This window comes from Hyphococcus sp. D3-15, from assembly GCF_055809375.1.
The window spans coordinates 2,651,017-2,674,434 of sequence record NZ_CM147910.1; the positions used below are offsets into that span (position 1 = coordinate 2,651,017).

Consider the following 23,418-nt stretch of genomic DNA (forward strand, 5'->3'; position numbering starts at 1 on the left):
CTCCCGCACTATGACGCTGCGGCGCCGAACTTGGCGTATGGGTTGCCGGCGTCATCCTTGCCAGTCGAAACCCGAGCCCGCGAGGATGGCGTCATGCCAAACTCGACAGCGATTTTAAGATAAAGCTCCATCGCCTTGTTCGCCGTGCCGACCAGCGGGTTCTGGATCATGTTGCCCCCGCCGGCGTCTTTGCCGTCCTTGGTCTTCTTCGAAGCCGTCTTAATCATGAGGCCATGCGCCGCCGGCGAGGCCTGCGCGACGCGATCCAGCGCCTGTTCCGCTTTCATCCAGCGCGACCAGGCGACGCAAAGCGCCGTTAACGCGCCGTCGTCGATCTCAGTTAGCACTTTGTTGCGCGTTAGCTGTTCTATGCGCCGGACCCACTCAGCCCTGGCGAAATCGTCGAACCAGTCCGGCGGCGGCGCCTCGCCCAGCGCGTCCGGCTTCGGTTCTGACGTGTTCATCGCCCGCTTCCCGGGATTTCCTTTCACGACTTTCAGATAGCTGGGAATGGGCTTCGGTCCGGGCTTGGCCATTTAAGCGTCCCCGCCGCTGTCGGGTTGTTGCGACGCACCGTCGATGGCTTCCCCCTGATCATTGCGGGCGCGCTTTACCGCGGTTTTACGCTTTGTCGCTGCTTTCTTCCCGGATTTCGCCGACGATTTGGCAGATTGCTCTTTTGTCGTCGCTTTGCCTGCTGGTTTGTCTTTGGCGGCTTTTGCAGGCGCCTTGGCGAAAGCGATGTGGTCATATTTGGCGCCGTCGGCTTCACGCACCGCATCGACGCCGAACGTTTTCTGAAAACGCTGGATGATGACGTCGCAATATTTTGGCTCGATCTCGATGGCGTGACATATCCTGCCCTCCATCTCTGCTGCGATCAGCGTCGTGCCGGAGCCGCAAAACGGCTCATAGATCGCCTGGCCTGGAGAGGAATTATTGCGGATCGGCCTCGCCATGCATTCGATCGGCTTCTGCGTCGAGTGGCCGGTCTCCGACTTCTGCGGTTTGTCTATATCCCAGACCGTCGTCTGCTTGCGATCGCCATTCCAGTGGCCAGTGCCCTTTTTTCGTACAGCGTAATAGCAAGGCTCATGTTGAGAGTGATAGTCACCGCGACTGATAACAAATTGGCTTTTTACCCAAATAATCTGTGTTCGGAGTTGAAACCCCGACGAAACAAGGCTTTCGGCGACGGTGACGGCGACGGTGCGCGTTGCGCCGTGCCACACATACGCGACATCCCCGGGAAATTTATCCCACGCTGCGCGCCAGTCGGCGTTGTCGTCGTTTGTGACTTTACCGACTGCACCCGCGCCGAGCGCGCGGTTTCCCATACCTTTGGATGTCCGCGCTCTTTCGTTGCGCCAGTTAGCATCATACTCCACCCCGTAAGGCGGGTCCGTCACCATCAGATGAGGGGTGACGCCGTTCAGACACTTCGCAACATCGTCGGCATCCGTTGAATCACCGCAGACAAGCCGGTGTTTGCCGAGAACCCAGACGTCACCACGCTTCGAAGTTGGCACCACCGGAAAATCGGGAACCTCTTCCGGGTCGCCTTCCGTTTCCGGCTTGTCGGCAAGCAGCGCGGCGAGCTCCTTGTCATCGAAGCCGATGACATCGAGCTCGAACCCAAGCTCGTCGATGTCCTTGAGCTCGAGTGCGAGGATCTCCTCGTTCCAGCCGGCGTTCAGGGCGAGCTTGTTGTCCGCGATGATGTACGCGCGGCGCTTCGCTTCCGACCAGCCGGTGCAATCTGTAACCGGCACCGTGTTGTGCGGAATCGGCTTTCCTGACGGAAGTTTGATGGTTTTTCCGGCTGAATATAGCTGACGCGCCGCCATGACCCTGCCGTGACCTGCGACAATCCCCTTGTCATCGGCAAGGACGTTATTCGTAAAGCCGAACTCCTCAATTGCAGCGGCGATCTGCAGCACCTGCGCGTCCGAATGGGTCCGCGAGTTCCGCGCATAGGGGATCAGTTTGTCGATCGAGACAAACAGGGCCTCTGGCGCATCGCCCTTCTCGGCGAGTTTTGCGAGCGCGCTCATGCGGCGCCCCCAGCCAGCCGAGACCCCCGGTCTCTAATTCGCGGCGCTAAAAGTTTTTGGAGGGGCGCGGTCCAGAGGCGGAAGCCATAGGGATTTGACCCCACCCCCGTGGCTGACGGGCGGCAAGGGGCATGCGAAGATCGCCGATGGTGCGGATTTACTCGGCTGGGCGGGGGCGGATCGGGTTGCCGAAACCGCCGTCATACGCAGCCGTGATGCGATTGTGACATGATGCGCAACGAGATGTAAGCGGCCCGTGAAAGAAAGCGTGTTCATCGCCCTTGTGCGGCGGATCGTGGTCCGCATGGCTGGCGCGCGCGCTGCATTTGCAGAACGGATGCTCGCGCAGTTGCTTCGCGCGACGGTTGATCCAGTGCGGATGGCGCAGCCAGCGCCGCTCCGGCTTGTCCTTGCGAGCGCGATCGACGCGCGCCTTTCGCTCCCGATCTTTCTGGGCTTGTGATTTCGGCCATGGGTTATGTTTTCTCGGGAGCTGCGGCACATCATTCAAAGCTCCCGTCGGCAAGCAGCGCCTGGTAGGTCGCCTCGATGCGTTCGATAAGTCGTTCGAACGAGGATCCTTCCTCGCGATAGTCTTCGAACTGCTTCGCCATATAGCTTGCGCCGGACGCCTCGAGACCGAACGGACGGCACGCTTCGGGCTGGCTCATCTCGCAAGCAGTGTGGAGCATATAAATGGCAAGCCGGCGCGCAGACACGACGCGCTGGCGTTCCGCGCCGCGCAAATCGTCGGCGCGCCAGAGCGCCTCGGTCGAACAGCGCGCACAGGTTGCGACGGCATCGATCATCGCCGCCGCCTCACGGCCGACGCCGGAAACCGGCAGCCGCACCGTCATAAAGGTCCGCACCATTTCTGCGGCGTTGGCGGCCGCAAGCGCTTCCTCGTCGCGGTTCTCTTCGGGTGGCGGCTGCGCAGGGGCCGGCGCGTCGCGGAACGCCTCAACCGTGCCGGCGCGCGCCAGGCGCTTGGCCTGGCGTTCCTGCAGCGAGGGATTGATGATGCCTTCCGCGAGCGCCTCGTCAAAGGTCTCTTCATCGAGGCGCGACAGCGCCACCAGCGTCGTCCAGTTCGGCGGCAAATGCGAAGACATCTTCGCATTAGACAGGCGCTCATGGGCGGCGATCTGCATCAGCTGCTGCGCCATGCGCTGCCCGAACGGCAGCAACGCGTCACATAACCGGCCCCATTCACCATGCGACACAGACGACTTCGCCTGCGACAGCAGCCGACCCGTCTCGATGACGCCGCGCACGGTCGCGCCCCATGCGTCCAGGATCAGCGGCGCCCAGGCCTCGGGCTGTTCGGCGTCCGCCGGCGCTGCAATGGAGTCGATGACGGTCATGGCGTTCATGCGTCCGCCTCGACTTCCGACGCATTCGCCTTTTTCTCTTCGGCGCGCAGGGCGCGGGCGGCCATTTCTTCCGCCGCCGCCGCCTTCAGCGCCGCTTCCTGGCGCGCCCGCTCTTCGGCCAGCGCGGCCTCGCGGTCAGCCTGCGCTTTCGCCGCCTCGGCGCCATCGCACGGATCGGCAAGCGACGTCACGGATGGATAGTCGCGGCGGATGGCGGCGAGGTCCGTATAACCGCGATCGGCGCGCCCCCCGGCCAGCCAGTCGCCGACGATGGGCGTGCGCAAGGGCGCCGGCCGGAACAGCGGCCCGAACGGACGGCGCTTCGACGGTTTGGTTTGCTCGACAAGGCCGAGACGCTCCAGCGCCGCCAATATGGGGTCGATCTGGGCGGCCTGGGCGCGTAAGGCCTCGGCGATCTGCGCGCGGCCCATCCAGATTTCCGACCGCGTCAGCCGCTCGAAAACAGCGCGCTCGCGGTCATTGAGTCCGGCGACGATCGCTTCACGTTCCGCTGTCGTGTGGCGCGGGGCCATGGGCGGCGATCCTTCAGGCGGTGTTTTGCGTGTTGGGGCTCTGCGCAGAACTCTGGGCGGCTTTCGGCGCCGGTTTGGTTCCCGGCTGCAGCTCGATCGTGTCGAGCGGTTCGGTTCCCTTGCCGCCGGCGCTGTCGCAGATCAGCGCAGTGACGGCGCCGTTGTCGTCGCGGTTCAGCCGCACCGACAGGGCGGCCTTGCCACTGCCGCGATTGAAGCGTTCCGCGCGCGCAGCGATGGTGTCGAGGAAAGCCTTCTTCGCTTCGGCGCCAGCGCCAGCGGTCAGCGATGCGATGAGCGCGTCGGGCGTGACCGACTTCGGCTCGGCGACCTTGCCGTCAGGTTTTTGGGATGGGGATGTTGCAGGACCGGATTGCGGTGACATGGAAAGCTCCTTCAGCGGCGTTGCGGTTCGGAGCCGTCACTTTTCCTTGAATTGCGCGGGGCTTGATTTGAAGAGCCTGTATGGATCGCAAAATGCGGTCCACAACCAGATAATGCTGCAAAACAACAGCAGCCCGGCAATCCACATCTGTCGATCAGCGAATGCTTCCAGGGCGCCCGTCAAGAGTTTCAAACCGACGGTGGCGGCCCCGCATCCCCAATAAGTTCGATAGACCCAGCACTGAAAGCGATCAATATTCACGAGGGGGCTCTCCCTTTTCTCCTGCGTCCATGGCCACCAGCCGCGGCGGCAGTCCGTGTGCGGACTGATCATCATAGACGGGCTCTATGGGGCCCGATGGCCCATTTTCGCTGTCAATCACGAAATTAAGCCGAACGCCGTCGGGATCGTTCTGTGTTGTGACGCTGCGCAAACGCACCCCCTTCCCCGGAAACAGGAATTTCGCCAGCGTCTCCCCGGACATGGTGAAATGCGCGAGTCTCATCGTTGTTTCCTTTTCGCTCACTGCACGCCTCCTTTCAGGCCCAGCGCCATGCGCCAGGCGGTCAGCACTTCGTCATGGCTTTCCCTGACCGAAACGCCGGACGCACCCGCGGGCGTGGTGAAATAAACCGTGGCGCCCAGCCCCTGCGATTTCTCGATGCCGCTCGTCTCCCAGACGCAGCCGATGAATGACGCCGCGATGTAAATCTTGCGGCCGTCTCCGGCGGTAAGCGCGAGCAGGGCCACGCCGCCGGCGCCGGGCTGGCCTCCATCGCCGGCGCGCTGTCGATTTCTTCGATGTCGAGAATCTTCATGCGCCCAGCCCCATGCGCATCTCGCCTCTGACGTGAGAGATCCGCGCCAAAGCCATCAGGAGCGCCACCGGCAGGTCGATGGGCTGCTCGGCGTCAATAGCCGCCGGAATGGCTTCGCCCCACCCGGTGCTACGCGCCGCCATATTGGCGATGGCCGCGTTCATTGCGCCCGCATTGGAATGCGACACCTTTCGCGCGGCGATGAGTTCTGCCAGCACTTGCATGCCCGGCCAGAAGGTTCGCGGCGACGCCGGCATTTCAACAAACCCGATTGGCGCCGTTCGCCGCATCATAGGCATGACAACGCCATAACTGTTTGCTGGATCGAAGGCGATCTCGAGTGTTTTCGCCGTGCATGCCGCAGCTTCCAGCGTTGTAAACAGCGTCTCCAGGTCGGAAAACAGCCCCGACCAGACGGACAGCCCATCCTGTGATGGCGCTGCAAGCACGAGCGCCACACTGCCTTGACGGCGGCCGTTCATTATTGCGCCGAAAATGCGGCGCTCCTGGAACTCGGCGAACCACGCCGGCTCATTGAACTGGACTGCGCATTCTTCCCAGGCCTGCGGGTCGAAATAGGGTTTTCGCTTTGTCGTCGGCTCTGTTTCCATGTCCGTTCTCCTTAGAAAATCGCTCCCTGCACGCCAGCCGTCGGCGCATCGTCCGGGCCCGGCGCTTTCAGGCCCGCCGCCGGCGAGCGCCATTCGATCGCCTTGCGCAGGCGTTTCACCGCCACAGCGAACCAGTCCGCGTTCTTTTCGACGCCGATGAAATCGCGTCCCGCCTCGATGGCGGCGCAGCCGGTCGTGCCGGTTCCCATGAACGGATCGACAATGAAGCCCGGCGCCGCGTTGGCGATGATCTCGCGCATCAGCCAGAGCGGCTTTACCGTCGGGTGGCCGAAATCATACTTGACGATGGGCCCGGGCTTGACCCGCGACAGCGTGCGATAATCGCCAACCGGCGAGGCGTTGCGGTTCCAGGCATGAAAATAGATCTCGAAATCGGGCAGATAGTTCTTGTTGAACACCGGCTGCGGGTTCGATTTGCGCCAGCCGCAGATCTGCGCGTTCTGATAGCGTGCGCGCAGCGCCGCCCAGACATCCGGCCCCTGGTTGTCGTGACAGAACAGGAAAGCGCTGTCGCACCACTGGCCGGGATTGGCCTCGCCCCGTTCACGCCAGCCCGTCGCCGCCCCGGGCGCGTCGAGGATCGACATATCGAAACCCTTATTGAGCCCCGTCTCTTCGATCCGGTCGAGGCCGGCGCGCGTCTTGCGGTATGCGCCGCCGCCTGACGTGTCGAACTCATATTGCGGATCGCTGACGCAGACCGTGTCCGCCGGCGCCAGGCCATGATCGCGCAGGATCTCCGGCAGGACGTGATAGGCGTCGCCATGATACAGCGTCGCCCGATAGCCGTGCCCTCTCAGAACGATGCAGTCGAGCGCGCCCGTCATTTGCGCCTCATCGCCTTGTGAACGGCGGTGAGCGTCCAGAGCGCATATTGCCCGGGCAGGATGTCTTCGCCTCCGGTCAGTTCCTCAACGATCACCGGCGCCGCCGGGTCGCTCCCCACCGCGCGCACTACCTGCAGCGCTCGGCCGCCATGCCAGAAGATCTCGCCGGCGATCTCGGCCTGGCGGATGATGGCGGGGCGATGCATATGTGCGGCGGTTGGCGTCACGCCGGCCTCGCTTTCTTTTCGTCGGCAAGGGTAAGCTGCAGCAACAGCGATGTCGGCAGCACCAGCTGCACGGCGGACAGGCAGAGCAACTCGCAAGGGTGCGGCGCGCGGTCCGCCTTGGCGACGTTGCAGCGCGCGCAGGCGAATAAGAGGTTGCGCCAGTCATTGGCGCCGCCCAGCGCGCGCGGCGAGACGTGATCGAATGTCGGCTGGCGCGGGTCGCGCATATAACTCTTGTAAAGCCCGACCCAGCCGTCCGGCGGCGGAAACGCCTCGCCGCAGAGATAACAGGCGCGCCCCTGCGCGTTCAGCAGCGCCCGGCGGAACCACCGTTCGAGAAAGCCGGACATATGAGAGAACGCCGCGCGGGCGTTTTCCGCGGCCATCAGACGGCGCGCTCCCAGAGCGCGGGCACGCCCATGACGACTTCTGCATCGAGCGTTTGCACTGGCGCCCAACCTTGTCGCACCGCCAGCGCCTGCGCTTTTCGAAGATCTTCCAGCGACGGATTTGATTTTGATCCTGTCAGCCCCAGATCGAGGAGAAAAGAACCCAGGCGCCGATAGCAGACATTGGCTTCGCCTCGCCGTGCCGAAGCCACGCCGCCCACAGGCCGGCGCCACTGGAAGGGAACGCCGCAAATCGTAGCGGCAGATAAATCCGGAGACCAACCCTCTGCGAGAGCGCGTTCGCGCGCCGCCTTAAGCTGCGCAAGCGTCGGCTCGTCGCAGGCCGGGACGTCGTCAAGAAACGTCGCGAGGGTGCGGCATTCAACAGTGCGCACCGTCAGCGGCGGCAGGTCCTCTTCTTTGAGGTCCCGCCCCTCGCCGGAATCCAGATCGATGCCCCCCAGCCTCCCGTTGCCCATCTTCCCGCTGGTTTGCGGCGCGCAGGAAAACGTGCGGCTGACCTTCTCGCGCAGCTTCGCCCAGGCCGCATTTTTATTACGGCGGCGCACCGCCTCGCCGTCGGTCATCCCCTCGCGGATCTGATGCGCCGCGCCGGGCGCGATCGCGTCGAGCCTGTCGAGCAGGTCCTCGACGGTGAGGTCCTGGGCGTCGCCGGACTCGCCGGCCTCCTTCTCCGCCGCAGCGAAGGCGGCGTCATAGAGATGCTGCAGCAGCGCGGCCTCGGGGGGCAGATTTGCAGGCGCAGCATCCTGCCGATCTGTAACGAAGCCCTGTCCGTCCCGGCGCTTCATCGCCTCGATGCCGCCTTGATCCGCCAGCGGAAGATGTGACAGCGGTATAGTGCCTGCATTATTGTCTGAACCTTTCATGATCATCTCCTCGTTCGTTTCGTCGATTTTGCAGCAGTAGCGGCGGCGTTGATGCACCCCTCTCAAAAGGGAATGTCGTCGTCGAACTCATAGGATTTCGCAGAGGTCTGCGGCTCTGGCGGGTCATCCCCGTCACGGTCCGCCCCGCCCCCTCCCGACAGCATCACCAGCTCGCCGCCGAAGGGTTGCACCTGGACCTCCGTCGTCCAGCGGTCGGCGCCGGACTGGTCCTGCCATTTGCGCGTCGCGAGCTTTCCCTGCAGGTAGAGCCGCATGCCCTTGGTCACATATTGCTCAACGACCCGGGCGAGCCCGCCGAAGACGACGACACGATGCCATTGCGTGCGTTCTTCCTTCGCGCCGGTGGTTTTGTTGGTCCACCGCTCAGATGTCGCCAGCGAGAAATTGGCCACCGCGTCGCCACCCTGCGTGCGCCGTATCTCCGGCGGATGGCCGACATTGCCGATCAGAATGACCTTGTTGACGCCGCTCACCTTCCGGCGTCCCCTTCTGCGCAGGGCATGTCATCGTTGATCACGTTGACGGCGGCGACGTGCTGGATGTGATGCGGCCCGTCGACTGCTGCGGTTCCAACGACAATCTCGACAGTCGCGCCGGCGGGAAGTTGCGGCGACACGATATTAAGGGTCGCTCTCCCATGTTTCACGTTTGGTGCGTCAATCCACGCCTCCGCTATCGAGTAGCCGGGCAGTATCTGTTGCGCCACCATTCTGGCGATCAAGTCTTCATCTATCTTCATGCGGGTCGGGTTTGCGGGTTTCTTGTCCATTATGCTGCTGTCCTTTCCATTTCAGATTGAAGCCGGCGCAGCGCCAGCCGGTTCTGCTCGATAATCGCGTCGTTATAGGCGCGCTGGGCCCGGAGCATTTTGCGGCTCAAAACAATCGAGACCAGCTTAAGGATGGCTCCGACCATGAGCGCAATCATCAGTCCCCAGAGGAACCAGTCGGGGATCGTGAGCGTGAAGGGCGCGAGCTCGATGGTGGTCATCCCTGCCGTTCCTCGCGTTGGCGGGTCTGAAAAACGTCGGAGAGGCGCATCAGATAGGCGGCGTCTCCAGGGTGCAGCGAATGGCTGAAGGACTGCGGCGCATCCTGCAGGAACAGCCGCCAGTCATTAGCGCCGCCGCCTTCGCGCAGTTCGAACAACGGCCCCTGCGCCGGCGCGGCGACGGCGCGCCGCGGTACGAACGGCGCGCCCAGAATATCCGGTGGCGGCTTGTCTCCTGCGAACACCGCCGCCGTGTCGCCGCTGACAATCAGGTCGCGCTCGTTTCGCGCCCAGGAGAACCACAGCCGCCGCTGCGAGGCAGGAACCATCTGTCCGGTTTCACGATCGAGCACCTGCTCTTCTTCCGGATCGAACGGCCCGGGATGATAGACGAGCATGAAATCCTGCTTTGTTCTGAAATGGCCGTCGATGCGGCCGTCCAGCCAGCCCAGCACGTCGCAGAACGACCACTGGCTCATATGAATGAGGAAATGCATCAGGCGTCTCCGCCTTTGTCAAAGAGGTCGGGGCTATGGAAATCGCAGATCAGTTCGCCCGTGTTCGGATCGAAGCTGATGCTCTTGTGGTTGGAAATGTCATGACCCGCCTTCGCTATGGCGGCGAGGTGTTTGGCGATCATGGTCGCGCGCTCTTCATGCGCCTTCGCGGCGATGACGCTATTGGCCAGCGCGACGCCGGGATTTTGCCGCAGGGAAGGCGGCAGCGCGTCCAGCGCCTCTATCGCTTGCGCCAGCCCGGTGACGAGGCCGCAAGTATAGAGGTGCGCCGGCTTTGTGATTTTCACTCTGACGGACATTTCTTCAGCCATACTTTTTCCTTCCGGGTTACGCCGCGCGACCGCGGCGCTTGCGTTTGCGGTTGAGCGTTGCGGTTTCGGGCTGGTCGATCGAGTAAACGGGTTTGGGTTCGGGCTTGCGGGCGAGGATCTCCACCTGCGCAGCGCACATGCTCGCGTTGACGGCGTTCCAGGCGCGCTCGATGTCATTCAGGAAGCGCTGTTCGATCAGGTCGCGCTTTGGTCCGCCCGACGTCGTAAGCCTCACGAGGCTGCGCCCGCCTTCCCTCATCGCTTTTTTGTTCGGCTGAAGAACGCTTTTCAACCGCAGGTCTTCGAACCAGCTCCGGAAGCGCCCGTCGCCATGCGCCGCGCGCAGCGCCGCCTTGAGGCGACACATCTCCGGCGGATCGTCATCAGCTGAAGCGGGCGTCCGCCCGCCGTCAGGCGGAGCGGGCGGATCGCCCGCATTTGAATTGTTTGGGGGTAAGGGGGAATTGGTCGTTCCAGTTGGTTGTTCATCTATAGGACCCGGCAATGGCGCAGTGGGGGGCTGCGTTTCATCCATCATGGGTTTTTGTCCATCTGGCGCAGGCGCCGGATGGCTCTTGTGGCCGCTATCCTTCTGATCCCCTACATCTTGTAGGTCTGCGGATTGGCCATCAGGCAAATTGCCGGATGGACAATTGCCGTCTTCATCGAGCGGCGGGTCGGTGAAAACCGTGCTCGGCGCGGCTCCGGGAATCACCGTTTCGACGCCATTCGGGTTGAGTTTGAAACGCCATCCGCAATAGCTCCCGTCTTTTCGACGCAGTCTCTCGCGGGCGATAAACCCGTCGTCCTCTAGCCGCTTCAGTGCACGGCCGACCGTACTGACATCAAGTTCTGCATTCTCCGCGAGCAAATCGACGGACGGAAAACATTCCCAGGTGAACCGGTCCGCATATTCCGCCAGCAGCACGAGCACAGACTTCCGGCTCGACTGCCCCGTTTTCTGGCGCCGCGCCCATGCGCAGATGTCATATGGCGTGTAGCCGCTCACGCAGCGCTTCCCGCCAATTTAACGGCATCGAGAACCAGTGCGCAGAAGCGCTCGTTTTTAGGCTCCGGAAGCGGCGCAGCCAGCGCGTCAGCGAGATCTGAATGAGAGTCGAACCGCAGTTTTCGCTGGATCAGCGATTCCGCGTAGCCGGCCGCAAGCATCCACCGCGCGATTGCGTTATATGCATTCCAGTGATGATCGGCTTCAGGGTTCAGCACCTCGGCGCGGCTGCAGCCGAAAGCAAGCCCTGCCTTCACGGTAAGCTGGGTGAACAGGCTGTCGTCGATGGAAAGCTTCTTGATCGTGGCGTGTGCAGCGCTTTTCGCCCTTGCAGGTGAGCTGGCGCCCTTTCTGGCGGACGGCGCGCCCGGCGCGCTGGAAGCAGCAGGCGGCGGCATCCGCGTAAAAGGCGGCAGTGTCACGATCACGGCGCCGTCGCGAATTTCATGGGCGGCGTCGGTCATCTCGCGCTTTTCGCTCGGCATGCCTTCGATGACGCCGAGAACAACGCGCAGCTGCTGTCCGGCCGGCAGCCTCGCCAGCTTGAACCCCTCTTCGCCTTCCGCGCAGCGGCGCAGTCGCACATAACCATCATCATCTCCAGCGCCTATGTCGGCGGCCAGCATCTTGTCATTACCGGCGCCGATCGCCTGCAGCACTTTCGGCGCGATGGTGATCCACAGCGATGCGCGGCTGGCGCCTTTCATCTTGATCAGTCCGGCGCGCACCGGCGCGGTTACGCCGGACCAAGTCCGTTTCGGCGAAAGAGGGGCAAAACTCACAACAATTCTCCTTGTTTAGACGGACCATCCCCGCCACCTTCGGCGCCAAGATCTGCAGCATCGCCCATCAGGGATTCGGGCGGCGCGAATTGCACAGCGACGAGCACGGCCTGATTGTTGTTTTTGATGTTCTTTCGGCGCGCGCCGTTCGGAACAACGCGTATGTCGTTCTTCAACTCGCTGATGCGCGGGCGCACCGACAATATGTCCATATTGAGCACGGCCGCGACTTCATCGGGCGTAAGCCCGTCTTCCTCCGCAGCCGCAATAGCGTCGAAAACGCGCTCGCGTATGACGCGGAACGCAACCGCGTGATCTTCAGCGGCTTCGCGCGAGGTCTGCGGCCCGTCGCCATCTTTCGATCCGATGCCGGAAGGCGTGCGATAGGGTTCGCTCACCGGCCACCCCCCGGTCTGGCGACGCCGGCGATCCGTCGTTTCGACGCGTCACAAAGCCCGAGCCGGAATTTTTTTCCGATCACCGCGTTGCGGGTGACGCCGGGCCCGAGCGCGCGCGCGATCTGCGCCGCCGTCAAGCCTTTGGCGTTCATCTGCTTCAACAGGGCGACGCGATGATCGGACCAGGTCATGCGGCCCCCTTGTCCAGAACGGGAGGCCAGGCGATGTTTTTGAGTTCGCGCCGCGTCGACGGCGACGCCCAAAGCGGCGGCGGCGGGTCGAACTCGGGCGGCGGCGCAATCGACGCGATAACGCGTTCCATGACCTTCATCGGATCGCTGACGTCACGTTTGAGCCGCGGCGCCAGCACAAGCGTGCGCTTCACCCCTTCCATAAGTTGCCGCAACAGAGACGGAGAGGCGCCGTCAGAAAGATCCGAGATCGCCATGAGCGAGTCCTCGGGCAATGTGTAGGGGGCCAGATAGCGCACGATAATGGCGTAGCGTTCTTCATACTCGGGAAGCGCCACCTCAATCTGCATGCCGAAGCGGCGCCAAAGCGCGCTGTCTAGCGTGTCCTTGCGGTTTGTCGCGGCCAGCATGAAGCCGTTGAACGCCTCAATGCGGGTCAGCAACACGGTCAGGAACTGATTGCGTTCCTGGCTGGCCCCCTGTCCGTCGCTCGTTCGTTTGGACCCGATGGCGTCGATTTCATCGAGCAGCACGACGGCGCGATCTCCAACCTCCTGCAGGATCGAGAACAGCTGCCCGATATTCTGGCCCGTCGAGCCAACATACTTGTCGACCAGCATGTCGGACCGCACTGCTATTAACGGCACCCCAAGCCGCGCCGCCAGATGATGGGCGAGCGTCGTCTTGCCGGTTCCCGGCGGTCCGTATAGCAGCGCGCTCCGCCGCGGCTGGCACTTCACCGCCTCGAGCTGTTCGCGGGCGTTAATTTCAACGAGCCATTCGTAAATCGCCGCGCGCACCGGCTTTGAAAGGATCGGCTCGTCCGCGTCCTCAATATTGAGCACGTCCCCGAACCGCGAAACCATTTGCATCAGGCGCGCGACTTCTGTCCGGCGTTGTCGTTTCTCGGCCGTCATGCGCCGCCGCCCCCGCCGTCGCCCCCGCCGTCGCCCCCGGCGCCGTCATCGCCTCCATCGTCCGGGCCGCCTTTAGACTTTTTAGGTTTCTTCGTCGGCCTGAGCGCCGCCGGCAGTTCCATGCCGTCGGAGCCCATCGCCCCGCACCATCCCTCATCCCACGCGGCGCGGCGCGGATCCCCGGCGATGTAGGGATTGGCTAGAACTTTCACGCCCTCGCGCGCCGCATCCCCGCCTTTTCTGCGCGCTTCGTCGACGTCTTCGGCGGTGATCTTCTCCGCCCCGTCCGGCTCGTCGGGCGGCGTCAGGTCGGGTTTGGCCTCTTCTTTCCGCTCGCCTTTTGTGGTCGGCGGCGCTTCATCCGGACCCGGAGTGTTTTCTCCGTCCTCATCATCATCGCCCTTGGCCGGCTCCTCGGGCTCCGGCGGCTTGTTGAGGCGGTCAAGTGCAGCCTTCCCCAACGGCGTGCCGTCCAGCATGCCGAGCGCCGCCTTGTATAGATCGAGCAATGCTTCGCGTTCCTGCCGCTCCGCGTCGCCCATGGCGCGCAGCTTGACGATCTCGTTGATCGTCGAAACCGAAAAACCCTCGCCTTTCGCTTCTGCCTTGATCTCCTTCTTATCCTGCTGGAGTTTGGCGATCTCATCATTGACATACTCAATGCGCTCGACAAACGAACGCAACCGGTCGCCGGCGACGCTATTGCTCATGAACATCCTCCGTTGAGAAAAATCAGCCGTGCAATCAGCGTAGTGAAGGCGGCGCCCATCAGGGCTCCGCCGAAGAGCGCAGCAAGCAGCGCTGATTGCGGCGAGGCGGGCCGCGCAATGCGCGGGTCGGAAAACCGGTCCGGCTTCAGCGCTGGCCGATCATCGCGGGAAAAGGGCGGAAAACCCCGCATCACGCCCGCCCTTCCCTCGACGCGCTCGCCTTGCGGTTGAGCTTGCGGCGGCGCGCTTTTCCCGCAGTTGCGAAGGCTTGCGCCTGCCTGGCCTTTCCAGTCTTATGTTTTTGTTTTTTGGCTGGTTTTTCGTGCGCAAGTATTGCGTCCGGGGTGCTGGGCAGCCCCTTAAGCTGGCACAGCGCTTGCATCGCCTCGAGACCGTCGGAGGATAAGGATTCGTGAAGCCAGCGCCATATCGTGGATTCATAGCGGTCGAGAGCGGCCGCGACTTTTCGGGGACCGCCCAAGGTGCGAACAAGTTCAGGATCTAACAACATGTGCGATGCATTGCGGGATTCGCAATGCGTCGCAAGTCTGAACTTGCGGAATACGTTACTGCGCTGCAATGCGCATCATGCAATTCGAGGACGCATGACGGAAACCGACTGGATCAGAAAAGGGCTAAAGAGCTCGGGGAAATCCCAGGCCGATCTCGCCCGCCATATGGGACTGGACCCATCGGGGATTAGCCGGCTCTTGCGTGGCGACCGTACACTCTATGCGCGCGAAGTGCCTATCATCGAACGCTTCCTGGACATTCAGGCGCCGGAACACGCCCGTGCCGCCGGCGATGTCGCGCGCCAGTACGAAGCCCCCGCCCCTGGAGGCCCGTCAGGCGGCGCCCCCTGGCCCCATGCTATGCGAGCCGCGCCGCCGGCGGCGGCGTCACGGTGGTTTTTATGGGGGAAGCGCCAGTCTCCGCCGAGCCCAAACCCCCGCGTTACGCCCACATGCGCGGGTTGTTTTCCTTCCCGGCGGTCGGCGAATCCATGGCTCCGCGATTTAAACCGGGCGAGATTGTCTGGGTAAATCCCCACCGCCAGCCCCGCGCCGGCGATGATGTGGTCCTCATCGATAAACAATCTTCCGCGCCCGGAGAAACCCGCATCATATTGGCGGAGCTCAATAGCGAAACCGAGGCCGGCTGGCGGGCGCGACAACATATGCCGCCGCGCGACTTCTGCGCAGATAGAAAGCGTTACGACATCATGCTTGTGCTGCCGCGCGATTAAATCGAAATGCTCCTTAAAAACTGTTGACGACGCAAACAAGTTTGGCGCACCATGAGCGCCAGCCTAGGTAGTGTTCCGCAAAAAAAAATACCGTCAACAAACAATCGGAGCCGCTGTAAATGGCGCTTGCTTACCCGAAAAATGCGCCTGTCTTTTTCGGGTTCGGGCCGTCTGGAATAATCAAAATCGCTGACCTGGATGGACCCGTCGCGCTGTCCGCCGCCCCTATTCTTCAACCGCCTCACGGCCGCATTGCCGTGCAAATGCTCGATGATACGCTTGCGCCGCGATTTAAGCGCTTCGAAATCGTCTGGCTAGACCCCTCCATTCCGCCCGCCGCCGGAGACGACGCCGCTTTCCTGCGCGCCGGCGCCACGCCATTTATGCTGGCGGAGATGGTTCGCGCCGAGGCCGACGCTTATGTAGCGCGATCCTATGAACCGCCTTTTGAAATGCGTCTCGAACGCGTTCACTGGCGGGCGATGCGCGTATTGCCGCGCCCGGGCCGGCGTTACGGTTAACTCAGCAAGGATAGATTCGCGGCGCGCTCCCGCTCCAGAGCACGCGCTCGTCATTGATGATCAATCCTTCAATTCTGCATTTCGACAAGGATCCACCGCATACGGCATAGCTGCGTTCTTCCGCGCCGAAACCGTTTTGCAATACGAACGAGCCGCGCGGCCACACGAAAACAAACATGTCGCCGTCCCCCTCATTCACACGGTTGCCGGGCGCCTTGATCACCTTGAACCGCGCCGCGTCGCCGATCGCCGCCTTGCAGGCGAACAGCGCCGACCACTCCGCTTCCGTAAAACGCGCCCCGGCGGGTTCATCAGCACGGGCTGACGCGAGCGCGATGCACGCGCAGGCCGCCGCCCCGACCAAAATATTTTTCAACACAATAAACCTTGCCTTTCCAAAAGATTAACAAAAAATTTAGGCATGGGCTTGCGTCCGTCTTGCGACTTCCCCTTGCGGCGCATTGCGAATCTCGCAATGCATAATGTTAACGCAATACGGAGCGCGCCATGATCGCGAAAAAGCATACCATCCACCCCCAATTAACTGAACCCGATACTGGACCTGCTGCGGACGGCGACGCCCCGTCCCACCCAGCCGCAGCAGCTGCGCCGCCGACCACCCCCTCCCCCATTACAGGTCGGCGGCGCCCTTCGATTCCGGCGATGGCGCGCTGCGCTGCTTTGCTGATGATTGCCGCGCCCGGGCCGCCGACGGCTCCGTTCATACGGTTGGCGGCGAACGCTGGTTCGTCTGTGACGCCGGCCATCTCAATGCTGAACTGGTCGATGATTACCGCGAGGCCGCGTGATGAGCGACGCCAGAAACAAAAGCCCGTGGGCGGACGCCGCGCAGAACATCGACGCGAAGCAGGCGGCCGATGAAGCAAAACACGATGCGCAGATCAGCGAGTCGGACAGGCTGATTGACGACTTTCTGGCGAAATATGCCGATGTTATGGAAACGAAGGATCTGCGGATCAACGCCATTGGCGCGATCGGTCAGGTCGCCATGCGTTATGGCGAGCGCCAGCCGGGCGGCGAGCTGGCGCGCATCGCCGGCCCGCACACATTCGGTGTGCTGGTTATGGCGGTCATCGGCGTCATCACGTCGATCTCGGACAAGCCGGAATGGTTCAACAACGCCACTTCGTTTTGCGGCGCGATCGCCCATGCCATGCGCAAGGAAATCGCGAAATGAGCGCGCGCATCATCACCGGCGCGGACTTTCGCGCGAAATCCATCAGCAAGCTGAATGTCGAGACATGCGCCGGCGCGCCTTGCCCGCCGAACAGCGCAGGCGGCCTTCTCCCATATGTCGACATTCGCGTCCTGCAGGACGCCTCCCGCGCCGCCGCCCGACAAGCCCAGCGCATCGCCATCCTCGCCGATCGCGCGGCGACGGCCCCGGTCAGGGCCCATCTCGCTGCGCTGGCCGAATGGCACGCCGACGAGGCGCTGCTGCTTGGCGACCTCGCCGAACAGGAAATGGCGAAGATCGGACGGGCGTCATGACCGCATCGCCGATGACTCGCACCGTTGGGGCGCGCCGAGCGTGCGCTCATCCGGTCTATTTCGGGTTCGTTGTCACCAGATATCCATATCACCGGTGGCCAGCCTATGAGGACGCCGCGGCGTCGCGGGATTCACTGGCGGCGCAGTCAGCAAAATCAAAGTTCGTGGTGATGAAGGAGCTGCAGCCCGATGGGAGCGTCTCCTTCTTCGTCACAAACTACAAATACAAACAGGCGCGCACGCTTTGCCAGGCGCGCCGCTATCTCGCCCATCCTCGCAAGGCGAAAGCCGAAAGCCGGCGGGACAGAAAAAAACAACATCGCCAGCGCGAGGAAGAGCTGCGCATCCGCTTCATCATCAATTGCTCCGGGGCGCCCGGCCCGCAGGTCGTGGCGCAGGCGCAGGCGTTTTTCACCAGCGCGCTTGCCGCAGCGGGCGCTCTCACTGACATGGAAAGAGAGGCGGTTTATGGCCGGACTTAAGCGAGGCGCAATCGTTGTCGCCATCATCGCCGGCGCAACCCTTGCCGCGGTTTACATCGCCCAGGGCCTCGGGCTGTCGCTGACCGAGCGCTCATTCTGCGCAAAGGTCAATCGCTTCATGGTGACGAACGGCGCCGACGACGTGGTGTCCCTGATCGAACCCGGCGCCGGCGAGGCGCTTGATTACCGCATTCGCAACGTCATCAAGCCGCCTTTCTATTGGTCAGTCGGGTCTGAACGTCGCCGGGCCCGCCTTGCGATCGGCGCCTCCTATCAGTTCACCGCCGTCGGCGCCCGGCTGACCTGGCCCCGCGCCATTCCCACCCTGATCCGCCACGAGCCGGTCGACGCCTGCCCGGCGGAAACGCTTGTTGAGTAGCAACCAGCCCGAACGCAACAGAAAGGAAACTGCTATGGTCAGTCTCGATAAAGGACAATCCGAAGACCTCTTCACAAAAACCACGCAACCCGCCGGCGCGCGCAAATTCTATGTGGGCGCCGCATGGGACGGCGATGTCGATCTCGACTTGATGGCCGCGCCGATCCGCGGCGGCGCAGCGAGCCAGGAAGATCTGGTCTTTTTCAACGCGCTGAAAAAATTCGACGGCGCCATCGCCCATTCCGGCGATGCGCGCGACGGCGACGCCGAAGGCGACGATGAAAGCCTCGTGATCAGCGCTGACGGCCTTCCCGCTGATGTCAGCGCCATCGTGATCGGCGTCATCTCCTACAACGCAGACGACATGAGCGCCGCCAAAAACACGCAGCTGCGGATCTGCGACGGCTCTGCCGGCGACGCGCCGGAACTGTTCTCGATGCCGATGGAGGACTCCGACCAGGACGGCGAAACCGTGCTGATCGCCTGCGTGCTCAAGCGCGCCGGGGAAGGGTTTGTCGCCACCAGCATCGGATCGTTCCTTGCCGGCGTCGGCAAGGGGACGGATGCGGTCAGGGCGTTCCTCGCCACCGCCGCATCGCACGCCGACTAGTCCACCTGGTCGGGCCCTGAAAAGCCCGTCACCGCCGGCGCCGCGCCGATTTTCTCTCCCCCGCGGGGCGGCGCCGGTTTTTTCCGAACGATCGCAACCACCCCAAACCGCCACAAAGGAAACAGACATGCCCGCATTTGAATTACTCTCAAAGGAACAACTCTCCGAATACGACCTCATTGTCGCCATCGATAAGTCCGGCTCCATGACCTACCCGGAGAAACCCGCAGACGGCGGCGACGCGCGCTCGCGCTGGGCGCTAGGCGAGGAGTTCGTCCGCGCCTTCGCCGAGTTCGCCGACGAGGTCGACGATGACGGCATCACCGTCATTACGTTCGGCGGACAGTTCGATCCGAAGACGGATGTTCATGACGGCGTCACCGCGCAGAAGGTGCATGACATTTTCACCGCCAACCGCCCAAGCGGGTCGACTCCGATGCACAGCGCGCTCGCGGCCGCCGTCGCCAAGCACCAGTCGAGCCAGAAGAAAACCATTGTGCTGGTCGCCACCGACGGCGTTCCGAACGATCCAGCGGCCGTCGAGCGCGTCATCATCGACGCGGCGAACGGGCTCAAGGCCGATGGCGAGCTGACTTTCCTGTTCGTTCAGATCGGCAGCGATCCTGAAGCGTCCCGCTATCTCGACCATCTCGACGACAATCTTCAGGCCAAGGGCGCGAAATACGACATCGTCGACGCCATCAACCAGAAGGCCGCGGAAGCGATGACCTACGAGCAGATGCTCTCCAAGGCCATCGTCGACTGACGCAACGCTGCGCCGGCGCGAGATCGCGCTGGCGCAGGCCCGCCAACCCCTCAATCAGGAGCCACGCCATGCCTTTTTCCGTACTTGCGGATTTTCTAGATGACGTCACGAAATCCGCCGAAACCCTGTTCGCCCGCATCAAGGACCGGGACTCGTTCCGCCGCGTCGTGCGCGCGGGCTTTCTCATCGCCCGGGCAGACGGCAATTTCGATTCCGATGAGCGCAGCGCGCTGGCGAAACTGATCGCCAGCAAGCTGCCTCAATTCAAACTGTCCGACATTGTCGAGGCGCTCGACGAAGCCGATACGCTGATCAGCTTCGACAAGACCACTGGCGAGATGGAGATCCTCGACGACATCGCCAAAGCCAAAGGCGACGCCGCCGAGCTCGTCATGCGCACCGCCGTTTTCATCGGCAACGCCGACGGGACCTTCGACGATGATGAGAAAGCGGTCTCCCGCACGATCGCCGAGCGTCTCGGTCTCGCGCCCTCCAATTACGGGCTTTGATCATGGATCAGTTCAAATTTCATCTGGGCGACAAGCTACGCGACAGGGTGACGGGGTTCGAGGGCGTCGTCATTGCGCGCAGCGAATGGCTGAACGGCTGCAAACAATACGCCCTGAAACCGCCCGTCGACAAAGAGGGCAAGATCCGCGAAGCGGAATGGGTCGATGAGCAACAGCTCCTCGTGCTCGTGTCAGAGCATCTGCACGCCTCGCAAAATCCGACGGGCGGCCCGCAACGCGACGCGCCGAGGGCCTGAGCATGATCGGATTTCCGCCTCTCACCCTTGCTTTGTTCGCCGCCATTGCGATTGGCCTGCTCTGGCTCGATCTCTATGCCCATCGCCGTCACGCGCCGGTTCCGCTGCGTGACGCCGCGCTCTGGACGGCGTTCTACATCGCCGCCGCAATAGCTTTCGCCGGATGGCTGGCGGCGGCGCATGGGCGGGAGGCGGCGAGCCTTTTCCTCGCCGGCTACGCGCTGGAAAAAGCGCTCGCCTTCGACAATCTCATCGTCTTCGCCGCGGTGTTCTCCTATTTCGCGATCCCTGACGCCTATCAGCACCGCATCCTGCATTGGGGCATTCTCGGCGCCATCGTCTTCCGCCTGATCTTTGTCGCCATCGGCGCCGGCTCGCTGCTGCTGTTCGGCCCGTGGGTCGAACTCGCTTTCGCCGCCATCGTCGGCTGGTCCGCCTGGGCCATGCTGAAAGGCGGCGGCGACGACGCGCCCGAAGATTATGACCAGAAATTTTTCATCCGCTGGGCGCGCAAACTGTTTCCGAGCTTTGGCGAAATTTCAGGACCCGAGTTTTTTTGAAGATCGAGCAGTTTCCGTCCGGCAAGATGGTGCGCGTGGCGACGCCCTGCTTTCTCGCCCTGGTGGCGGTTGAGGCCTCCGACATCATGTTCGCCTTCGATTCCGTGCCGGCGGTCATCGCCGTGACGCGCGATCCGTTCCTGATCTACGCGGCCATGATCTTCGCCATTCTCGGCCTGCGCTCGCTTTACTTCGTGCTGTCGGCGCTGATGCGGTTCCTGGTTCATCTCGAAAAGGCGGTGATCCTCGTGCTCGTCTTCATCGCCGCGAAGCTGGCGCTCGCCGGCGGCGGCAAGCTGCTCGCCGGCGCGCCCGTCCATATCGATCCCATGATCAGCCTCGCCGTGGTGCTCGCCCTCCTCGCCGGCGGCGTCGCCGCATCGCTGATCTTTCCGGAAAGCGAGGAAGCTGATGTCTAGGAAACCAATTCCCATTCACGCTGAGATCGCCGAAATGGCTGTGGCAGCCGGTCTGACCTGGTGCTTGATCATCGTCTGCTGGGCCTTGGCGCACGCGCTCAGCTTCAATTGGGTTGAGTTGGCGCTGTTTACGGTCGGTTACATCCAGACCAAAGACCTCCTCGAGCGAGATCGCTCATGATCTCCCGCGGCGTTATTTTCTCCGGCGCCATGGCGCGCGCCAATGTCGCCGGCCGCAAATCGGTCACCCGGCGCGCCGCCGGCAACCGGAACATGCAGGCCATGCGTCGCGCCCATGACGGCGGCGAGACCGTCCTGATCTGGCAGCGAGAATCCTACCGGCTCGAACAAAATGTGGACGGCCTCGACAACAAGACGCTGCAGGGGATGAACTTCACACAGCTGCCGGTCTGGTTCGAGGCGGACGCCGGCGCGCCGTCCGATCGTACAAAATCTGACTATGAAATCCCGTTCGGCGTTTTGCGACCCGGCATCCACATGCCGAAATGGGCCAGTCGTCTCGCCGCGACAGTCACCGAAATTCGGGAGGAAACGCTCGGCGACATCACCGACGAAAGCTGTCTCGCCGAAGGCATCGACAAACTCACCATGCGCGGCGTCACGCGCTACGGCCTGCTGGGGCGCTATCAGACGCCATCGGAAAGCGCGGGCGGCTGGGACTGGGAAGACTGGCAGGATAGTCCGCAGGCGGCCTATTTCAAACTTTACATGGGCGTGAACAGGGCGTCGGAGGTTGCGCTCGACACGCCCGTCATTGTGCTGCGCTACACTGTCAGCGGCGTCAAAATCCGCCAGCTCGAGAAAAAATACGGGGTCGCCGCATGACCCGGGCGCTGTTTCTTATCGTGATCATCCTGGTCGCCGCTCTCCTGTCGGCCACCGATCTGATGATGCGCCAGGCGATCCTGTTGCGCGGTTTCGCGGCGCTGTCCGACCGGCAAGCCGCGCTGATGACGGATCTCGGTGAAACCAATGCGCGGCTGGCGGCCGCCTGCGTTGCGCCCATCATGGCGCCGCCCCGCGCCGCGCCTGTGACCTGGGCGCGCGAAACAAAGGAGCGCGGCGAATGACCGCAAAACCGGAAGCGACCGTCAGCGCCGCCGCCGGCGCGAACGCCCCGGACAGCCCGGGCGTCGTCGACATGTCGACAGGCAAGGCGAAGGCGTTCACCGCCATCGTCAACGCCGAACTCACGGCGCTGATCACCCGCCTCGCCGAAAGCGAAGAGACCTACGGGCTCGGCGTCATGGCGGCGGCGACGCAGCTGATGGCGGTCGAGATGCGCGCCCTCGACCGCAAGGCCTGCGGACAATATCTGCGCGCCATCGCGGACCTCATGGACCCGCCCGTCGCCAAGCTGCGCAAGCGCGGGCGCGACGCGTTTCTCACCGATGCCGAGGAGCGGCGGCGCGGCGCCGTTCATACGCTCTATCTCAAAGTCCGCGAGCGGCTTTCGATGCTGTCCGGGGCAACGCAAAAGGAGATCAAAAATGTCTGACACGCTGACGCCTGACATCGCGCGCAACGACCCGGAGGCGGCGGTAAAGCTCATCCTGCGCGGCTATCTCGAGATTGAAGAAAACAGGCTCACGCCCGACGCGGATCTGGCCAAGGATCTGCGCGCCGACAGTCTCGACATGATCGAAATCGTCATGGCGCTGGAGGAAGCCTTCGACATCGCCATCTCCGACGACATGATCGAGGCGGCAAAAACCGTCGGCGACGCCGTGCGCATCGTGACGGACGCCCTCAAGGCGGAGGCGGCATGAATAAGTTCAAACGCGCGCAGCTTGCACGAAAACGCCTTAAGGCGCGGATCCAGCGGGCGCGACGCCGCTCCCTCCTGAACTTCAGCGAGCGCCTGAACCAAGTCGCCAACGCCGCCGGGAAAGCATCGGCGGCGCTCGCCGGCTTCGCTATTATTCATAGTCCCCTGATCGATCATGTCCGCAAGCTGGATGAGCGGATTTCCCTCGCGCGCCAGCGCGTGCGCGCCAGCGGACTCCTCGCTGAGGATTTCGACGCCGAGTTCAAGCGCCGCGTCGCCGCGGCGATGGCGACGATCCATCCGGCGCCGTCGCCCGCCGACGTCGCAGATGCTCTCATTCGCGCGCGCGGCGCGCCGAACAACCAACCGACCAGAAAACAGGAAGAGATTTGA

At 63.0% G+C, this 23,418-nt stretch carries 45 protein-coding genes; 19 read left to right on the forward strand and 26 right to left on the reverse strand.

What is annotated here, in order from left to right; all coding sequences use genetic code 11:
- Nucleotides 1–8: 8 nt before the first annotated feature.
- The gene (locus tag AC0L8G_RS13090) at nucleotides 9–536 is read right to left on the reverse strand and encodes a phage terminase small subunit P27 family (RefSeq protein WP_473384625.1); all 528 of its coding nucleotides are present in this window, start codon (nucleotides 534–536) and stop codon (nucleotides 9–11) included.
- Nucleotides 537–1,940, reverse strand: coding sequence for a site-specific DNA-methyltransferase (locus AC0L8G_RS13095; protein ID WP_473384626.1), 1,404 nt, complete (start codon nucleotides 1,938–1,940; stop codon nucleotides 537–539).
- Nucleotides 1,941–2,310: 370 nt separating this feature from the next.
- Between AC0L8G_RS13095 and AC0L8G_RS13100 the strand changes: the two genes are divergently transcribed.
- Nucleotides 2,311–2,517 carry a hypothetical protein gene (locus AC0L8G_RS13100; protein WP_473384627.1) on the forward strand — a complete coding sequence of 69 codons (207 nt, stop codon included), beginning with the start codon at nucleotides 2,311–2,313 and terminating at the stop codon, nucleotides 2,515–2,517.
- 40 nt (nucleotides 2,518–2,557) lie between these two features.
- Here the strand turns inward: AC0L8G_RS13100 and AC0L8G_RS13105 are convergent, their stop codons facing one another.
- From AC0L8G_RS13105 to AC0L8G_RS13215, 23 genes are all read right to left on the reverse strand, one after another.
- Nucleotides 2,558–3,427, reverse strand: a complete 870-nt coding sequence (locus AC0L8G_RS13105; RefSeq protein WP_473384628.1) for a DUF3102 domain-containing protein — start codon at nucleotides 3,425–3,427, stop codon at nucleotides 2,558–2,560.
- Nucleotides 3,424–3,960, reverse strand: coding sequence for a hypothetical protein (locus tag AC0L8G_RS13110; protein ID WP_473384629.1), 537 nt, complete (start codon nucleotides 3,958–3,960; stop codon nucleotides 3,424–3,426). The genes AC0L8G_RS13105 and AC0L8G_RS13110 overlap by 4 nt, the downstream gene beginning before the upstream one ends.
- 13 nt (nucleotides 3,961–3,973) lie before the next feature.
- The gene (locus tag AC0L8G_RS13115; RefSeq protein WP_473384630.1) at nucleotides 3,974–4,345 is read right to left on the reverse strand and encodes a hypothetical protein; all 372 of its coding nucleotides are present in this window, start codon (nucleotides 4,343–4,345) and stop codon (nucleotides 3,974–3,976) included.
- A gap of 250 nt (nucleotides 4,346–4,595) precedes the next feature.
- Nucleotides 4,596–4,850, reverse strand: coding sequence for a hypothetical protein (locus tag AC0L8G_RS13120; protein ID WP_473384631.1), 255 nt, complete (start codon nucleotides 4,848–4,850; stop codon nucleotides 4,596–4,598).
- 17 nt (nucleotides 4,851–4,867) lie between these two features.
- Complete coding sequence (locus AC0L8G_RS13125) at nucleotides 4,868–5,095, reverse strand: hypothetical protein (RefSeq protein ID WP_473384632.1); 228 nt, start codon at nucleotides 5,093–5,095, stop codon at nucleotides 4,868–4,870.
- A gap of 64 nt (nucleotides 5,096–5,159) precedes the next feature.
- The gene (locus AC0L8G_RS13130; RefSeq protein ID WP_473384633.1) at nucleotides 5,160–5,774 is read right to left on the reverse strand and encodes a hypothetical protein; all 615 of its coding nucleotides are present in this window, start codon (nucleotides 5,772–5,774) and stop codon (nucleotides 5,160–5,162) included.
- Between the two features lie 11 nt (nucleotides 5,775–5,785).
- Nucleotides 5,786–6,622, reverse strand: a complete 837-nt coding sequence (locus AC0L8G_RS13135) for a DNA methyltransferase (RefSeq protein ID WP_473384634.1) — start codon at nucleotides 6,620–6,622, stop codon at nucleotides 5,786–5,788.
- Nucleotides 6,619–6,849, reverse strand: coding sequence for a hypothetical protein (locus AC0L8G_RS13140; RefSeq protein ID WP_473384635.1), 231 nt, complete (start codon nucleotides 6,847–6,849; stop codon nucleotides 6,619–6,621). The genes AC0L8G_RS13135 and AC0L8G_RS13140 overlap by 4 nt, the downstream gene beginning before the upstream one ends.
- Nucleotides 6,846–7,235: an HNH endonuclease gene (locus AC0L8G_RS13145; RefSeq protein WP_473384636.1), complete on the reverse strand. Its 390-nt coding sequence runs from the start codon at nucleotides 7,233–7,235 to the stop codon at nucleotides 6,846–6,848. Before AC0L8G_RS13145 ends, AC0L8G_RS13140 begins: the two co-directional genes overlap by 4 nt.
- Nucleotides 7,235–8,185: a hypothetical protein gene (locus AC0L8G_RS13150; protein WP_473384637.1), complete on the reverse strand. Its 951-nt coding sequence runs from the start codon at nucleotides 8,183–8,185 to the stop codon at nucleotides 7,235–7,237. Before AC0L8G_RS13150 ends, AC0L8G_RS13145 begins: the two co-directional genes overlap by 1 nt.
- A gap of 5 nt (nucleotides 8,186–8,190) precedes the next feature.
- A complete protein-coding gene (gene ssb / locus AC0L8G_RS13155) occupies nucleotides 8,191–8,622 on the reverse strand; it encodes a single-stranded DNA-binding protein (protein WP_473384638.1) in 432 nt (143 codons plus the stop codon).
- Nucleotides 8,619–8,918, reverse strand: coding sequence for a hypothetical protein (locus tag AC0L8G_RS13160; protein ID WP_473384639.1), 300 nt, complete (start codon nucleotides 8,916–8,918; stop codon nucleotides 8,619–8,621). Before AC0L8G_RS13160 ends, ssb begins: the two co-directional genes overlap by 4 nt.
- Nucleotides 8,918–9,139, reverse strand: coding sequence for a hypothetical protein (locus AC0L8G_RS13165; protein WP_473384640.1), 222 nt, complete (start codon nucleotides 9,137–9,139; stop codon nucleotides 8,918–8,920). The genes AC0L8G_RS13160 and AC0L8G_RS13165 overlap by 1 nt, the downstream gene beginning before the upstream one ends.
- Nucleotides 9,136–9,636, reverse strand: a complete 501-nt coding sequence (locus tag AC0L8G_RS13170; protein WP_473384641.1) for a hypothetical protein — start codon at nucleotides 9,634–9,636, stop codon at nucleotides 9,136–9,138. Before AC0L8G_RS13170 ends, AC0L8G_RS13165 begins: the two co-directional genes overlap by 4 nt.
- Nucleotides 9,636–9,968, reverse strand: a complete 333-nt coding sequence (locus tag AC0L8G_RS13175) for a hypothetical protein (protein ID WP_473384642.1) — start codon at nucleotides 9,966–9,968, stop codon at nucleotides 9,636–9,638. The genes AC0L8G_RS13170 and AC0L8G_RS13175 overlap by 1 nt, the downstream gene beginning before the upstream one ends.
- A gap of 16 nt (nucleotides 9,969–9,984) precedes the next feature.
- Nucleotides 9,985–10,977, reverse strand: coding sequence for a helix-turn-helix domain-containing protein (locus AC0L8G_RS13180; protein ID WP_473384643.1), 993 nt, complete (start codon nucleotides 10,975–10,977; stop codon nucleotides 9,985–9,987).
- Nucleotides 10,974–11,759 (reverse strand): hypothetical protein, encoded by a 786-nt coding sequence (locus AC0L8G_RS13185; protein WP_473384644.1) that lies wholly within the window; start codon nucleotides 11,757–11,759, stop codon nucleotides 10,974–10,976. The genes AC0L8G_RS13180 and AC0L8G_RS13185 overlap by 4 nt, the downstream gene beginning before the upstream one ends.
- On the reverse strand, nucleotides 11,756–12,157 hold the full coding sequence (locus AC0L8G_RS13190; protein ID WP_473384645.1) for a hypothetical protein: 402 nt from the start codon (nucleotides 12,155–12,157) through the stop codon (nucleotides 11,756–11,758). Before AC0L8G_RS13190 ends, AC0L8G_RS13185 begins: the two co-directional genes overlap by 4 nt.
- Nucleotides 12,154–12,348 carry a GcrA family cell cycle regulator gene (locus tag AC0L8G_RS13195; RefSeq protein ID WP_473384646.1) on the reverse strand — a complete coding sequence of 65 codons (195 nt, stop codon included), beginning with the start codon at nucleotides 12,346–12,348 and terminating at the stop codon, nucleotides 12,154–12,156. The genes AC0L8G_RS13190 and AC0L8G_RS13195 overlap by 4 nt, the downstream gene beginning before the upstream one ends.
- Nucleotides 12,345–13,265: an AAA family ATPase gene (locus tag AC0L8G_RS13200; RefSeq protein WP_473384647.1), complete on the reverse strand. Its 921-nt coding sequence runs from the start codon at nucleotides 13,263–13,265 to the stop codon at nucleotides 12,345–12,347. Before AC0L8G_RS13200 ends, AC0L8G_RS13195 begins: the two co-directional genes overlap by 4 nt.
- The gene (locus AC0L8G_RS13205; protein WP_473384648.1) at nucleotides 13,262–13,975 is read right to left on the reverse strand and encodes a DUF2312 domain-containing protein; all 714 of its coding nucleotides are present in this window, start codon (nucleotides 13,973–13,975) and stop codon (nucleotides 13,262–13,264) included. The genes AC0L8G_RS13200 and AC0L8G_RS13205 overlap by 4 nt, the downstream gene beginning before the upstream one ends.
- Entirely contained in the window at nucleotides 13,972–14,166 is a 195-nt protein-coding gene (locus AC0L8G_RS13210; protein ID WP_473384649.1) for a hypothetical protein, read from the reverse strand. The genes AC0L8G_RS13205 and AC0L8G_RS13210 overlap by 4 nt, the downstream gene beginning before the upstream one ends.
- The gene (locus tag AC0L8G_RS13215) at nucleotides 14,166–14,555 is read right to left on the reverse strand and encodes a hypothetical protein (protein WP_473384650.1); all 390 of its coding nucleotides are present in this window, start codon (nucleotides 14,553–14,555) and stop codon (nucleotides 14,166–14,168) included. Before AC0L8G_RS13215 ends, AC0L8G_RS13210 begins: the two co-directional genes overlap by 1 nt.
- 333 nt (nucleotides 14,556–14,888) lie before the next feature.
- Here AC0L8G_RS13215 and AC0L8G_RS13220 point away from each other — a divergent pair, with 333 nt between their 5' ends.
- Complete coding sequence (locus tag AC0L8G_RS13220; RefSeq protein WP_473388944.1) at nucleotides 14,889–15,221, forward strand: S24 family peptidase; 333 nt, start codon at nucleotides 14,889–14,891, stop codon at nucleotides 15,219–15,221.
- A gap of 119 nt (nucleotides 15,222–15,340) precedes the next feature.
- The gene (locus AC0L8G_RS13225; protein ID WP_473384651.1) at nucleotides 15,341–15,742 is read left to right on the forward strand and encodes a hypothetical protein; all 402 of its coding nucleotides are present in this window, start codon (nucleotides 15,341–15,343) and stop codon (nucleotides 15,740–15,742) included.
- Nucleotide 15,743: 1 nt separating this feature from the next.
- Here AC0L8G_RS13225 and AC0L8G_RS13230 read toward each other — a convergent pair whose 3' ends face one another.
- Nucleotides 15,744–16,121, reverse strand: coding sequence for a hypothetical protein (locus tag AC0L8G_RS13230; RefSeq protein ID WP_473384652.1), 378 nt, complete (start codon nucleotides 16,119–16,121; stop codon nucleotides 15,744–15,746).
- A 429-nt stretch (nucleotides 16,122–16,550) separates the two neighbouring features.
- Here AC0L8G_RS13230 and AC0L8G_RS13235 point away from each other — a divergent pair, with 429 nt between their 5' ends.
- The 16 genes from AC0L8G_RS13235 to AC0L8G_RS13310 all read left to right on the forward strand — a co-directional run bounded on the left by AC0L8G_RS13235 (nucleotide 16,551) and on the right by AC0L8G_RS13310 (nucleotide 23,418).
- On the forward strand, nucleotides 16,551–16,940 hold the full coding sequence (locus tag AC0L8G_RS13235; RefSeq protein ID WP_473384653.1) for a hypothetical protein: 390 nt from the start codon (nucleotides 16,551–16,553) through the stop codon (nucleotides 16,938–16,940).
- Nucleotides 16,937–17,254 (forward strand): hypothetical protein, encoded by a 318-nt coding sequence (locus AC0L8G_RS13240; protein ID WP_473384654.1) that lies wholly within the window; start codon nucleotides 16,937–16,939, stop codon nucleotides 17,252–17,254. The genes AC0L8G_RS13235 and AC0L8G_RS13240 overlap by 4 nt, the downstream gene beginning before the upstream one ends.
- A complete protein-coding gene (locus AC0L8G_RS13245; RefSeq protein WP_473384655.1) occupies nucleotides 17,251–17,736 on the forward strand; it encodes a hypothetical protein in 486 nt (161 codons plus the stop codon). The genes AC0L8G_RS13240 and AC0L8G_RS13245 overlap by 4 nt, the downstream gene beginning before the upstream one ends.
- Entirely contained in the window at nucleotides 17,723–18,115 is a 393-nt protein-coding gene (locus AC0L8G_RS13250; RefSeq protein ID WP_473384656.1) for a hypothetical protein, read from the forward strand. Before AC0L8G_RS13245 ends, AC0L8G_RS13250 begins: the two co-directional genes overlap by 14 nt.
- 34 nt (nucleotides 18,116–18,149) lie before the next feature.
- Nucleotides 18,150–18,725, forward strand: coding sequence for a TerD family protein (locus AC0L8G_RS13255; protein ID WP_473384657.1), 576 nt, complete (start codon nucleotides 18,150–18,152; stop codon nucleotides 18,723–18,725).
- A gap of 127 nt (nucleotides 18,726–18,852) precedes the next feature.
- A complete protein-coding gene (locus tag AC0L8G_RS13260; protein ID WP_473384658.1) occupies nucleotides 18,853–19,491 on the forward strand; it encodes a VWA domain-containing protein in 639 nt (212 codons plus the stop codon).
- A 68-nt stretch (nucleotides 19,492–19,559) separates the two neighbouring features.
- On the forward strand, nucleotides 19,560–20,000 hold the full coding sequence (locus AC0L8G_RS13265; protein ID WP_473384659.1) for a tellurite resistance TerB family protein: 441 nt from the start codon (nucleotides 19,560–19,562) through the stop codon (nucleotides 19,998–20,000).
- Between the two features lie 2 nt (nucleotides 20,001–20,002).
- Entirely contained in the window at nucleotides 20,003–20,257 is a 255-nt protein-coding gene (locus tag AC0L8G_RS13270) for a hypothetical protein (RefSeq protein WP_473384660.1), read from the forward strand.
- 2 nt (nucleotides 20,258–20,259) lie between these two features.
- On the forward strand, nucleotides 20,260–20,817 hold the full coding sequence (locus tag AC0L8G_RS13275) for a TerC family protein (RefSeq protein WP_473384661.1): 558 nt from the start codon (nucleotides 20,260–20,262) through the stop codon (nucleotides 20,815–20,817).
- Nucleotides 20,814–21,236, forward strand: coding sequence for a TerC family protein (locus AC0L8G_RS13280; protein WP_473384662.1), 423 nt, complete (start codon nucleotides 20,814–20,816; stop codon nucleotides 21,234–21,236). The genes AC0L8G_RS13275 and AC0L8G_RS13280 overlap by 4 nt, the downstream gene beginning before the upstream one ends.
- On the forward strand, nucleotides 21,229–21,417 hold the full coding sequence (locus AC0L8G_RS13285) for a hypothetical protein (RefSeq protein WP_473384663.1): 189 nt from the start codon (nucleotides 21,229–21,231) through the stop codon (nucleotides 21,415–21,417). Before AC0L8G_RS13280 ends, AC0L8G_RS13285 begins: the two co-directional genes overlap by 8 nt.
- Complete coding sequence (locus tag AC0L8G_RS13290) at nucleotides 21,414–22,082, forward strand: hypothetical protein (protein WP_473384664.1); 669 nt, start codon at nucleotides 21,414–21,416, stop codon at nucleotides 22,080–22,082. Before AC0L8G_RS13285 ends, AC0L8G_RS13290 begins: the two co-directional genes overlap by 4 nt.
- Nucleotides 22,079–22,327: a hypothetical protein gene (locus tag AC0L8G_RS13295; RefSeq protein WP_473384665.1), complete on the forward strand. Its 249-nt coding sequence runs from the start codon at nucleotides 22,079–22,081 to the stop codon at nucleotides 22,325–22,327. Before AC0L8G_RS13290 ends, AC0L8G_RS13295 begins: the two co-directional genes overlap by 4 nt.
- Nucleotides 22,324–22,755, forward strand: a complete 432-nt coding sequence (locus tag AC0L8G_RS13300) for a hypothetical protein (protein ID WP_473384666.1) — start codon at nucleotides 22,324–22,326, stop codon at nucleotides 22,753–22,755. Before AC0L8G_RS13295 ends, AC0L8G_RS13300 begins: the two co-directional genes overlap by 4 nt.
- On the forward strand, nucleotides 22,748–23,026 hold the full coding sequence (locus AC0L8G_RS13305; protein WP_473384667.1) for an acyl carrier protein: 279 nt from the start codon (nucleotides 22,748–22,750) through the stop codon (nucleotides 23,024–23,026). Before AC0L8G_RS13300 ends, AC0L8G_RS13305 begins: the two co-directional genes overlap by 8 nt.
- Nucleotides 23,023–23,418: a hypothetical protein gene (locus tag AC0L8G_RS13310; protein WP_473384668.1), complete on the forward strand. Its 396-nt coding sequence runs from the start codon at nucleotides 23,023–23,025 to the stop codon at nucleotides 23,416–23,418. Before AC0L8G_RS13305 ends, AC0L8G_RS13310 begins: the two co-directional genes overlap by 4 nt.

Excerpts from the sequence above, each read along its gene's own strand:
- AC0L8G_RS13090 (WP_473384625.1), bottom strand. The coding sequence starts at position 536 with ATGGCCAAGCCCGGACCGAAGCCCATTCCCAGCTATCTGAAAGTCGTG.
- AC0L8G_RS13105 (WP_473384628.1), bottom strand. The coding sequence starts at position 3,427 with ATGAACGCCATGACCGTCATCGACTCCATTGCAGCGCCGGCGGACGCC.
- AC0L8G_RS13110 (WP_473384629.1), bottom strand. The coding sequence starts at position 3,960 with ATGGCCCCGCGCCACACGACAGCGGAACGTGAAGCGATCGTCGCCGGA.
- AC0L8G_RS13115 (WP_473384630.1), bottom strand. The coding sequence starts at position 4,345 with ATGTCACCGCAATCCGGTCCTGCAACATCCCCATCCCAAAAACCTGAC.
- AC0L8G_RS13120 (WP_473384631.1), bottom strand. The coding sequence starts at position 4,850 with ATGAGACTCGCGCATTTCACCATGTCCGGGGAGACGCTGGCGAAATTC.
- AC0L8G_RS13130 (WP_473384633.1), bottom strand. The coding sequence starts at position 5,774 with ATGGAAACAGAGCCGACGACAAAGCGAAAACCCTATTTCGACCCGCAG.
- AC0L8G_RS13135 (WP_473384634.1), bottom strand. The coding sequence starts at position 6,622 with ATGACGGGCGCGCTCGACTGCATCGTTCTGAGAGGGCACGGCTATCGG.
- AC0L8G_RS13145 (WP_473384636.1), bottom strand. The coding sequence starts at position 7,235 with ATGGCCGCGGAAAACGCCCGCGCGGCGTTCTCTCATATGTCCGGCTTT.
- AC0L8G_RS13160 (WP_473384639.1), bottom strand. The coding sequence starts at position 8,918 with ATGGACAAGAAACCCGCAAACCCGACCCGCATGAAGATAGATGAAGAC.
- AC0L8G_RS13165 (WP_473384640.1), bottom strand. The coding sequence starts at position 9,139 with ATGACCACCATCGAGCTCGCGCCCTTCACGCTCACGATCCCCGACTGG.
- AC0L8G_RS13170 (WP_473384641.1), bottom strand. The coding sequence starts at position 9,636 with ATGCATTTCCTCATTCATATGAGCCAGTGGTCGTTCTGCGACGTGCTG.
- AC0L8G_RS13175 (WP_473384642.1), bottom strand. The coding sequence starts at position 9,968 with ATGGCTGAAGAAATGTCCGTCAGAGTGAAAATCACAAAGCCGGCGCAC.
- AC0L8G_RS13195 (WP_473384646.1), bottom strand. The coding sequence starts at position 12,348 with ATGACCTGGTCCGATCATCGCGTCGCCCTGTTGAAGCAGATGAACGCC.
- AC0L8G_RS13200 (WP_473384647.1), bottom strand. The coding sequence starts at position 13,265 with ATGACGGCCGAGAAACGACAACGCCGGACAGAAGTCGCGCGCCTGATG.
- AC0L8G_RS13205 (WP_473384648.1), bottom strand. The coding sequence starts at position 13,975 with ATGAGCAATAGCGTCGCCGGCGACCGGTTGCGTTCGTTTGTCGAGCGC.
- AC0L8G_RS13210 (WP_473384649.1), bottom strand. The coding sequence starts at position 14,166 with ATGCGGGGTTTTCCGCCCTTTTCCCGCGATGATCGGCCAGCGCTGAAG.
- AC0L8G_RS13220 (WP_473388944.1), top strand. The coding sequence starts at position 14,889 with ATGGGGGAAGCGCCAGTCTCCGCCGAGCCCAAACCCCCGCGTTACGCC.
- AC0L8G_RS13225 (WP_473384651.1), top strand. The coding sequence starts at position 15,341 with ATGGCGCTTGCTTACCCGAAAAATGCGCCTGTCTTTTTCGGGTTCGGG.
- AC0L8G_RS13235 (WP_473384653.1), top strand. The coding sequence starts at position 16,551 with ATGAGCGACGCCAGAAACAAAAGCCCGTGGGCGGACGCCGCGCAGAAC.
- AC0L8G_RS13240 (WP_473384654.1), top strand. The coding sequence starts at position 16,937 with ATGAGCGCGCGCATCATCACCGGCGCGGACTTTCGCGCGAAATCCATC.
- AC0L8G_RS13245 (WP_473384655.1), top strand. The coding sequence starts at position 17,251 with ATGACCGCATCGCCGATGACTCGCACCGTTGGGGCGCGCCGAGCGTGC.
- AC0L8G_RS13250 (WP_473384656.1), top strand. The coding sequence starts at position 17,723 with ATGGCCGGACTTAAGCGAGGCGCAATCGTTGTCGCCATCATCGCCGGC.
- AC0L8G_RS13255 (WP_473384657.1), top strand. The coding sequence starts at position 18,150 with ATGGTCAGTCTCGATAAAGGACAATCCGAAGACCTCTTCACAAAAACC.
- AC0L8G_RS13260 (WP_473384658.1), top strand. The coding sequence starts at position 18,853 with ATGCCCGCATTTGAATTACTCTCAAAGGAACAACTCTCCGAATACGAC.
- AC0L8G_RS13265 (WP_473384659.1), top strand. The coding sequence starts at position 19,560 with ATGCCTTTTTCCGTACTTGCGGATTTTCTAGATGACGTCACGAAATCC.
- AC0L8G_RS13270 (WP_473384660.1), top strand. The coding sequence starts at position 20,003 with ATGGATCAGTTCAAATTTCATCTGGGCGACAAGCTACGCGACAGGGTG.
- AC0L8G_RS13275 (WP_473384661.1), top strand. The coding sequence starts at position 20,260 with ATGATCGGATTTCCGCCTCTCACCCTTGCTTTGTTCGCCGCCATTGCG.
- AC0L8G_RS13285 (WP_473384663.1), top strand. The coding sequence starts at position 21,229 with ATGTCTAGGAAACCAATTCCCATTCACGCTGAGATCGCCGAAATGGCT.
- AC0L8G_RS13290 (WP_473384664.1), top strand. The coding sequence starts at position 21,414 with ATGATCTCCCGCGGCGTTATTTTCTCCGGCGCCATGGCGCGCGCCAAT.
- AC0L8G_RS13295 (WP_473384665.1), top strand. The coding sequence starts at position 22,079 with ATGACCCGGGCGCTGTTTCTTATCGTGATCATCCTGGTCGCCGCTCTC.
- AC0L8G_RS13300 (WP_473384666.1), top strand. The coding sequence starts at position 22,324 with ATGACCGCAAAACCGGAAGCGACCGTCAGCGCCGCCGCCGGCGCGAAC.
- AC0L8G_RS13305 (WP_473384667.1), top strand. The coding sequence starts at position 22,748 with ATGTCTGACACGCTGACGCCTGACATCGCGCGCAACGACCCGGAGGCG.
- AC0L8G_RS13310 (WP_473384668.1), top strand. The coding sequence starts at position 23,023 with ATGAATAAGTTCAAACGCGCGCAGCTTGCACGAAAACGCCTTAAGGCG.